General features: G+C 71.1%; 2 protein-coding genes. Both read right to left on the bottom strand.

The window, feature by feature from the left end; translation table 11 throughout:
* Positions 1-128, bottom strand: a 128-nt coding sequence (locus KUM32_RS45520; protein ID WP_217146139.1) for a polyketide synthase docking domain-containing protein, incomplete at its 3' end; no start/stop codon positions are given.
* A 30-nt stretch (positions 129-158) separates the two neighbouring features.
* On the bottom strand, positions 159-636 hold a 478-nt coding region (locus KUM32_RS36175), incomplete at its 5' end, for an acyl carrier protein (RefSeq protein WP_217146138.1).

Here is a 636-nt window from a genome sequence, read left to right as displayed (position 1 = left end):
GCCATGCCGACGATGGCGATCGGCTCGGAGGCCGCCGTGGTCAGCGCGTGGTTGCGCCGTCGCAGGGACTCGACCTCCTTGAGGGAGGCCCGCAGTGCCTTGACGACTTCTTCGCTCGATGCGGTCATCGATAACTCCGAACCTCATGAACTGAACGATTAGTTGTCACCGAGGGCCACCCGAACCAGGTCGTCCAGGTCCATCGCGTCGAGCGCGGCGCCCTGCTGCTCCGCCACGGGCTCCGCGGCGTGTTCGCCGTGCTCGCCCCCGGCCTCGGCGAGGCCCAGGAGGGTTCGTACGAGACCGGCCTCCTGGAACCGGGCCAGCGGTATCGCCGCCAACGCCCGGCGGAACTCCGCCTCGTCCGGCTGGCCATCGGCCGTGGCCGGCGCGGGCCCGTCGGCGCCGGACTCGGTGGCGTCATCGCCGGGGAAGAGTTCGGCCGCCAGGTAGCGCCCCATGGCGTTGGGGGTGGGGTGGTTGAAGATGAGGGTGGCGGGCAACCGTCGCCCCACCTCGGCACCGAGCCGGTTACGGAGGTCGAGCGCGGTGAGCGAGTCGACGCCGAGATCCAGGAAGCCGCGCTCGGGATCGATCGACTCCACCGTGGGGTGCCCGAGGACCGTCGCCACCTGG

It is taken from the genome of Streptomyces sp. AC627_RSS907 (assembly GCF_019049165.1).
Note: the sequence above shows the minus strand (reverse complement) of the source record. Positions and strands in the feature narration are given on the sequence as shown.